Below are 7,647 nucleotides of genomic sequence, written 5' to 3' on the forward strand. Positions count from 1 at the left end.
CTCCTACGGGGTGGTGATGGATATCCAGATTATTGAACGCGATGGCGAACCCGAGTATGCGGTTCTGCCGTGGGCTCAGTATCAAGCGTTGTTAAAAGCCGCAGGTCTCACCGCACACGCACAACAAGCCGCTGCCGCTTCTCAGGCGGCGACACCGGCCCAGAATCTTCCGGGCCTGGATCAATTACGCAATCTACGCGAAGGGAAGGGCATCGCCATCGAGGCGCTGGCCCGCAAAGTAGGCATCAGCCCGTCTTACCTGGCCCTGATTGAAAGTGGCGAGCGTCAGCCTGACGCTGCTATTCGCCGCAGCCTGGCCTGGGAGTTGACGGTGCCGGGGTGGAGGGAGCAACCGTGAGTGTAAGGATCAGTCGTCAGCACTGGGATGGGCTGTTGGGTGAGCTGGATCAAGCCCGGCGTCAACGCCATCTCTTAACCTACCGTGCATTGCTGGAGCGCTTGCAGTTGCCCAGCCCGGCGATGCAGACCCTGACGGCCGCGCTGGAGCATCTGGCGGCTCTGGATGCGCGAGCCGAGCAACCGCTGCGCAGTTCCCTGGTCATCAGCCAGGGCGCCAGCCGCCTGCCGCGTACCGGATTCTTCGAGTGCGTGGAGCGCCTGGGGCGGTTTTCCGGACCTTCCGATGGTGTTGCCGCCGCGTCCTGGCATGCCTCGGAAGTGGTGCGAGTGTTCGAGTATGAATATCCCGAATCAGCGGAGGCTTGAATGTTCTGGCGATTCAAGGCGCGGGCCGGCTATTGGCTGGCGCGCCGGTTGTTTCATTGGCCCTGGTTCATCCGCCAGCCCCGTAGCTGGCGCTGGATGGAGGGGCAGTATGCGCGCATGGCCAACCTGGGCAATGTGGGCGCGCAAAGCTTCTATGGACATATCCTGCTTTTCCGTGGGCAGGGGCTCGGGGCGCGGGAGGAGGGGCTCCGCCTGTTGCGCCTGGCTGCGTTGGCCGGCGATGCCAAGGCTGCCTACCAGCTTGGGGTGATCAGCCTGGCCGGCTCTGCCAGCAAGGCACCCGATGCTGCCGAAGCTGCCCGCTGGTGGCAACTTTCGGCCCGGGCCGGACATCCCCTGGCCAGCCTCAAGCTGGAGCAGCTAGGTCCGCAGCCCTGAGGTTTCCGGTGCGCTGGCGGGCCAGGGCTTCCAGGCTGTCGATCACGTGCACGCTGTAGCCCTGGACGTTCTTGGCATGGTGCTTGGCCTGGGAGGCCAGCTCCGCCAGTTGGCTGGAGTCCAGTTGCCCGCAGGCCTGTGGATACAGGTGCACCACGCCGATGGACAGTGACAGCAAGGGGAATTCCTGGCGAATTCCCTGGCGGTTGGGCGCCACGAAACAACCGGCTTCCAGGTGTTCGCTGCGATAGAAGCGCCGGCACTGGCTGTGAAAGTCATCCAGCAACTGATTCAGCCGTTTGCGCCAGTCCTCCGGCCCTAGCACCAGCAGGAAATCATCCCCGCCGATATGCCCGACGAAGTCGCGGCTCGGGTCCACCCGGTCATTCAGGCATTGCGCCAGGCACAGCAGCACCTCATCGCCGCGCCCATAGCCGTAGATGTCGTTGAAGGGCTTGAAGCTGTCGATATCCACATAACAGATCACCGATTCACGACCCTGCTGGAGCAAGCGGGTCAGGCACTGCTGGATGGGGACGTTGCCCGGCAGCAGCGTCAGGGGGTTGGCGTAGCGGGCCTGCTGGATCTTCAGTTCAGTGATCAGCTTGAGCACATCGATCACCCGCCCCAGCCCCAGGTAATGGCCATTGAGGGTGATGATGAAATCTTCCTCGATGCGTTGCCTGGCGCGGCTGGTGATCAGTCGGCTGACCTGTTGCAGCGACTGGGTCAGTTCGACGGCCAGGAAGTCGTCGTTCATCAGCCGGCTGATGGGCTTGCGGGCGAACAGGTCGGTGGCGAATGGCTTGAGCAGCGCATCGGAAAGCGAATGTCGGTGGACGATTCCGCAGGGCTGGCCCTGCTCGTCAAGAACCGCCAGGGAGTTGAGATTGGCCTGGCGGCGAAAGGCCTCCAGCACATTGGCCGTCGGCGTGTTGCGCGCCACCGCCGGCTGGTCGTTGAGCAGGGCGCTGAGGTCGCTGCCTTCGTCATTCAAGGCCACGCTGGTGTTGTCGTGCTTGGGCATCATCGCCCAGGCATCCTGGGACGGTTGTTCCTGGGGCCGGCACAGCAGGTAACCCTGGACCAGGTCGACGCCCATCTCGGTGAGCACCGCCAGTTCCTCGGCCAGTTCGATGCCTTCGGCGATCACCTTGGCCCGGGAGGCCTTGGCGATCTGGAGGATCGACCCGACGAACTCGCGCTTGAGCGCATCCTGGTGGATACCGTCGATGAAATGGCGATCGATCTTCACATAATCCGGCCGCAGTTCCGACCACAAGCGCAGGCTGGAATAGCCGGCCCCCAGGTCATCCAGGGCGATCGAGAACCCCATGTCGCGATAGTGGTGCAGGGCGTTCTGCAGCAGTTGGAAATCGTCGATGGGGGTTTGTTCGGTGAGTTCGATTACCACCTGGCTGGGTGGGATGCCGAAGTCTTGCAGTAATTGCAGAGTGCGCCCGGGTTGGTGGGCGGCTTCCAGCAGGGACTCGGGGGAAACGTTGAGGAACAACTTGCCAGGCAGCAGTTGCTCACTGAAGCGTCGGCAGGCGCTATGGCGGCAGGCGATTTCCAATTCGCTCAGGCGACCGGCCTGGCGGGCTACGGCGAACAGGGTGACAGGGGAGTGCAGCGGGCTATTGGAGGGGCCGCGGCTCAAGGCCTCATAGCCGAGAATGCGGCGTTCCGAGAGGGAAATGATTGGTTGGAACAGGCTGTGCAAACCGCTTTGAGCCAGGATTGAACTCAATGCACTGAGCTGTTCGGTCGTGGTCATGGCGATCTCTGTCGATGAAAAAAGGACCGGTTGCGCGCGGCACCCAGTCCTTTATTTCACGACAGAATGATGACTATTTGATGACGCTCCGAGGAGCGATCGAATTAAATTGCCATCATCTTCAGTGCTTGGCCACCGAAGTGTTGAGCTTCAGGTAGTCCAGCAGGATGCGCCCGGTTTCACTCAGGTAGGCGTCGTCTTCCGGCTTGGTCTTGTCCGGCTCGGCAGCGGCTAGTGCGTCCTCATCCTCTTTCTTCAGCTCCTTGAGCGGCTCTTCGCCCTTGGCCTTGCGGCGGATGTTTTCCAGGGCCAGTTGCTTGGCTTCGATGTCGGCATGCTGTGCACGACGGTCGGCTTCGTTGAGGCTCACGGTTTTTTCCGCCATCAGCTTCTGCGCCAGCGCCAGTTTGTCGTGGATGAACACGAATTCCGGATCTTTCGCCGAGCGGCTTTCGTGTTCGGCCTTGAGCTGGGCCAGGAACGGCTTGAACGGGTCCATTGCCGGCTTGATGGCCGGGCGGATGGTGTCCCAGGGCATGGCTTCGGGCAGCGCGCTTTCACCGATTTCCTTGGTATCGATGATCGACGGGTAGCCGATATCCGGCAACACGCCCTGGTGCTGGGTGCTCTGCCCGGAAACCCGGTAGAACTTGGCCAGGGTCAGCTTCAGTTCGCCATGATTGAGCGGCTGGATGGTCTGGACCGTACCCTTGCCGAAGGTCTGGCCGCCGATGATCAACGCCCGATGGTAGTCCTGCATGGCGCCGGCGAAGATCTCCGAGGCCGAGGCCGAGAGGCGGTTGACCAGCAGCGCCATCGGGCCCTTGTAGAAGGCACCGGGGTTCTCGTCTTCCAGCACGTCCACCCGGCCATCGGCGTTGCGCACCAGCACGGTGGGGCCTTTGTCGATGAACAGGCTGGTCAGCTCGGTGGCTTCCTGCAGGGAACCACCGCCGTTGTTGCGCAAGTCGATGACCACGCCGTCGACCTTCTCTTTCTGCAGTTCGGTCAGCAGCTTCTTCACGTCACGGGTGGTGCTCTTGTAGTCCGGATCGCCGGCGCGGAATGCCTTGAAGTCCAGGTAGAAGGCCGGGATCTCGATCACCCCGAGCTTGTAGTCCTTGCCGTCCTGCTTGAGGTTGAGGACCGACTTCTTCACCGCCTGGTCTTCGAGCTTCACCGCTTCCCGGGTGATAGGCACGATCTTGCTGGTCTGGTCGTTCGGCGCATTGCTGGCCGGGATCACTTCCAGGCGCACCAGGGTGCCCTTGGGGCCGCGGATCAGCTTGACCACTTCGTCCAGGCGCCAGCCCACCACGTCGACCATTTCCTTGTCGCCCTGGGCGACACCGATGATCTTGTCCGCCGGGGCGACCTGCTTGGTCTTGTCCGCCGGGCCTGCCGGTACCAGGCGCACGACCTTGACCTGGTCGTTGTCGCTTTGCAGCACCGCGCCGATACCTTCCAGCGAGAGGCTCATGTTGATGTCGAAGTTTTCCGCGTTATCCGGCGACAGATAGTTGGTGTGCGGGTCGTAGGACATCGCGAAGGTGTTGATGTAGGCCTGGAAGATATCCTCGGCCCGGGTCTGGTCCAGGCGCGCCAACTGGTTCTTGTAGCGCTTGGTCAGGGTTTCCTGGATCTGCTTGGGTTCCTTGCCGGCGATCTTCATCCGCAGCACTTCGTCCTTGACGCGCTTGCGCCACAGGTCGTCGAGTTCGGCGGTGGTCTTGAGCCATGGCGCTTCCTTGCGATCGATCAGCAAGGTTTCCTTGGTGGTGAAGTCGATCTTGTCGACACCCTTGGCCAGTTCCGCCAGGGCGAAGTCGAGGCGGGACTTGACCCGGTCCAGGTAGCGCTTGTAGATGGTGAAGCCTGCGTTCAGGTCGCCGCTCTTGAGGAAGTCGTCGAACTGGGTTTTCCACCTGTCGAACTCTGCGATGTCGCTGGCCAGGAAGTAGCTGCGTGATGGGTCCAGCAGCTTCAGGTAGCTGTCGTAGATGATGACCGAGCGTGCGTCGTCCAAAGGTGGCTTGCTGTAGTGATGACGCTTGAGCAGTTCAACAACATTGAGGCTGGCAATTACCTCATCGCGATCAGGCTGAAGCTTGTCCCAGCTATTGGCTGCGAGCGTAGTGGTCGACATCGGCAGTAGGCCGAAACCAATGAAAAGAGCGAGGGCGGTGCTGGGGAACAGATGCTTCATGCTGATTCGACGCGGGGGCAATTGATAACGCATATTAGGCCGTCTTAGAAGTCGCCGGTTCCATCAGGGCCGGTCGCATAATGCAAAAAGCCCGGTGCTATAACCTCCGGGCTCAGTCCAGACTCACTATGGAGGCACTGTGAAAGCATTGCAAGGCGTTGAAGGTCATGTGGAGTGGGTTGAAGAGCCAAGCCCGACTTGCGATGCGGGCCAGGTTCGTATTCGCGTGGCCGCCGCCGGCCTGAATCGGGCCGACCTGCTGCAGCGCGCGGGGCTGTATCCACCGCCGGCCGGGGCCAGCCAGGTGCTGGGGCTGGAATGCTCCGGGGTGATCAGTGAAGTCGGCCCGGGTTCGTCCTGGAAAATCGGTGATCGGGTCTGTGCGCTGCTGGCCGGTGGTGGCATGGCCGAGGAAGTGGTGGTCGATGCGCGCCATGTGCTGCCGGTGCCCGAGGGATTGTCGCTGGTCGAGGCCGCGGCGTTGCCGGAAGTCTACGCCACGGCCTGGCTGAACCTGTTCCAGCTGGCGGCGCTCAAGCCCGGGGAAAAGGTGCTGCTGCACGCCGGGGCCAGTGGGGTCGGTTCGGCGGCGATCCAGCTGTGCAAGGCCTTCGGCAGTCCGTGCTGGGTCAGTGTCGGCTCCGCCGAGCGCCTGGCCTACTGCGAAAAACTGGGGGCCCAGGGGGGCGTGATACGCACCGATGGCCTGGATGCACTGCGGGATTTCGCCCCCTTCGATGTGGTCCTGGACCCGGTGGGAGCTGGCTACGCGGCCGATAATCTCAAGCTGCTGGCCCTCGATGGGCGTTGGGTGCTGATCGGCCTGATGGGCGGGCGCGAGGCGCAACTGGACCTGGCCAAGGTGCTGGCCAAGCGGATCCAACTGCTGGGTTCGACCTTGCGCAGCCGCAGCGATCAGTTCAAGGCCGACTTGCTGAGCGATCTGGGGCAGAACGTCTGGCCGCTGTTCGGCGATGGGCGCTTGAGCCCCCAGTTGGCCAGGACGTTCCCGATCGAGGATGCCGAAGCCGCATTCGCCGAACTGGCCACCAACCAGGTATCGGGCAAGCTGGTCCTGGTGATCGACTCCGGATTGGCATGACCCTCTGCGGTCATTTCCAGTGGTGGATCGGCCAGCCGGCCTGCTGCGCATGCTCGCGCAGTACCGGATCCGGGTTGACCACCTGGGGATGATCCACTCGCAGCAGCAATGGCAGGTCGTTGCGCGAGTCGGAATAGAAGGTCGCGCCCTTAAGGCTTTCCTGCTCGGTTTCCAGCCATTGCAGCAAGCGGGTGATCTTGCCTTCGCGGTAGGTCAGGGTGCCCAGGGTATTGCCGGTATAGACGCCGTTGAGCACTTCCAGCTCGATCCCCAGTACTTCATCGATGCCCAGGCGCTGGGCTATGGGTTTCACCAGGTGGGTGCCCGAGGCCGAGATCACCAGGATCCGGTCGCCGGCCTGGCGATGGGCGGCCAGGGTTTTGCAGGCATCGCTGAAGATGATCGGCTCGATCACGTCCTCGACCCAGGGCTCCACCAGATGCGCCACATCCTCCGGACTGCGCCCGGCCATGGGCTCGAGGCTGAAGGCCATGAACTCTTCCATGGCCAGCTTGCCATGGCTGTAGGCGTCCATCAGCTCGTTGTTGCGGCGCATGAACGACTCGCTGTCGACCCAGCCCAGGCGCCCCATCTGCTCGCTCCAGAGGGTGGCGCAGTCGCCGTGGATCAGGGTTTCGTCCAGATCAAAAATTGCCAGGGCCATTAGTGCAGTTCTCTCCGAGAACAGCTTCAAGCTATAAGCTTCAAGCTGCAAGAATTGGATTTAGGTGCTTAGCGGTCTATCTATAACTTGAAGCTCGCAGCTTGAAGCTTGTCGCTGCCGTCAAGCTACCTCACACAGGGCGCTCGGATCGATGGATAACGCCAGGCGCTGGCCATCGGCGTGCAGGTCGGCAGCCGAGCGGTTGAGCACATCCACCACCAGTTCCACGCCACGGGCCTCGACCCGATAGCGGATGACGTTGCCCAGCAGGCTGTGGCTACGGATCAGCGCGTCCGGCTGGCCGTCCTTGCGCAGCTCGATGGCCTCGGGACGAATGGCGATGCGCCCGCTCACCGGACGCTGCAACAGCTTGCTGGCACTTTCGGCATCCAGGAGGTTGTAGTTGCCGATGAAGCCGGCGGCGAATGCATCCACCGGCGCGGTGTACAGGGTCTCGGCATCGCCACTCTGGACGATCTGGCCCTGGTTCATTAGGAAGATCCGGTCCGACAGGGTCAGCGCTTCTTCCTGGTCATGGGTGACGAAGATGGTGGTCAGGCCCAGTTCCCGCTGGATATTGCGGATTTGCTCGCGCAGGTGCTTGCGGATCCGCGCGTCCAGGGCCGACAGCGGCTCATCCAGCAACAGCAGGCGCGGGCGGGTCACCAGGGAACGGGCCAGGGCCACGCGCTGGCGCTGGCCGCCGGAGAGCTGGTGCGGATAGCGGCTGGCCCAGTCCTGGTGCTACACCAGTTTTAGCGGCTCCCTCACCC

Annotated in this window: 7 protein-coding genes and 1 pseudogene; 4 read left to right on the forward strand and 4 right to left on the reverse strand. The window is 62.5% G+C overall.

The window, feature by feature from the left end; all coding sequences use genetic code 11:
• The first annotated feature begins 16 nt into the window (after positions 1-16).
• From ACK6AU_RS23740 to ACK6AU_RS23750, 3 genes are read left to right on the forward strand one after another with little or no spacing between them, the layout of a single operon-like run.
• Positions 17-358, forward strand: coding sequence for a helix-turn-helix domain-containing protein (locus ACK6AU_RS23740; RefSeq protein ID WP_185699745.1), 342 nt, complete (start codon positions 17-19; stop codon positions 356-358).
• Complete coding sequence (locus ACK6AU_RS23745; RefSeq protein WP_003179080.1) at positions 355-726, forward strand: hypothetical protein; 372 nt, start codon at positions 355-357, stop codon at positions 724-726. The genes ACK6AU_RS23740 and ACK6AU_RS23745 overlap by 4 nt, the downstream gene beginning before the upstream one ends.
• Positions 727-1,125, forward strand: a complete 399-nt coding sequence (locus ACK6AU_RS23750) for a sel1 repeat family protein (protein WP_409301761.1) — start codon at positions 727-729, stop codon at positions 1,123-1,125. It begins immediately after the preceding gene.
• On the opposite strand, the gene ACK6AU_RS23755 is transcribed toward ACK6AU_RS23750, so the two are convergent.
• Together ACK6AU_RS23755 and ACK6AU_RS23760 are read right to left on the reverse strand one after the other, a co-directional pair.
• Positions 1,094-2,902 carry a bifunctional diguanylate cyclase/phosphodiesterase gene (locus ACK6AU_RS23755; RefSeq protein ID WP_409301763.1) on the reverse strand — a complete coding sequence of 603 codons (1,809 nt, stop codon included), beginning with the start codon at positions 2,900-2,902 and terminating at the stop codon, positions 1,094-1,096. The two genes, ACK6AU_RS23750 and ACK6AU_RS23755, sit on opposite strands and share 32 nt — an antisense overlap.
• A gap of 121 nt (positions 2,903-3,023) precedes the next feature.
• A complete protein-coding gene (locus ACK6AU_RS23760) occupies positions 3,024-5,108 on the reverse strand; it encodes a carboxy terminal-processing peptidase (protein ID WP_185699748.1) in 2,085 nt (694 codons plus the stop codon).
• Positions 5,109-5,247: 139 nt separating this feature from the next.
• Here ACK6AU_RS23760 and ACK6AU_RS23765 point away from each other — a divergent pair, with 139 nt between their 5' ends.
• Positions 5,248-6,210 carry a zinc-binding dehydrogenase gene (locus tag ACK6AU_RS23765; RefSeq protein ID WP_409301766.1) on the forward strand — a complete coding sequence of 321 codons (963 nt, stop codon included), beginning with the start codon at positions 5,248-5,250 and terminating at the stop codon, positions 6,208-6,210.
• Between the two features lie 10 nt (positions 6,211-6,220).
• Here ACK6AU_RS23765 and ACK6AU_RS23770 read toward each other — a convergent pair whose 3' ends face one another.
• Both ACK6AU_RS23770 and ACK6AU_RS23775 read right to left on the reverse strand, forming a co-directional pair.
• A complete protein-coding gene (locus tag ACK6AU_RS23770; protein WP_185699750.1) occupies positions 6,221-6,874 on the reverse strand; it encodes an HAD family phosphatase in 654 nt (217 codons plus the stop codon).
• Between the two features lie 120 nt (positions 6,875-6,994).
• Positions 6,995-7,612 (reverse strand): annotated as a pseudogene (locus ACK6AU_RS23775) (ABC transporter ATP-binding protein); the annotation flags it as partial.
• Positions 7,613-7,647: the final 35 nt, after the last annotated feature.

The organism is Pseudomonas sp. KCJK8993, assembly GCF_046230915.1.
Taxonomy (GTDB): Bacteria; Pseudomonadota; Gammaproteobacteria; order Pseudomonadales; family Pseudomonadaceae; genus Aquipseudomonas; species Aquipseudomonas piscis.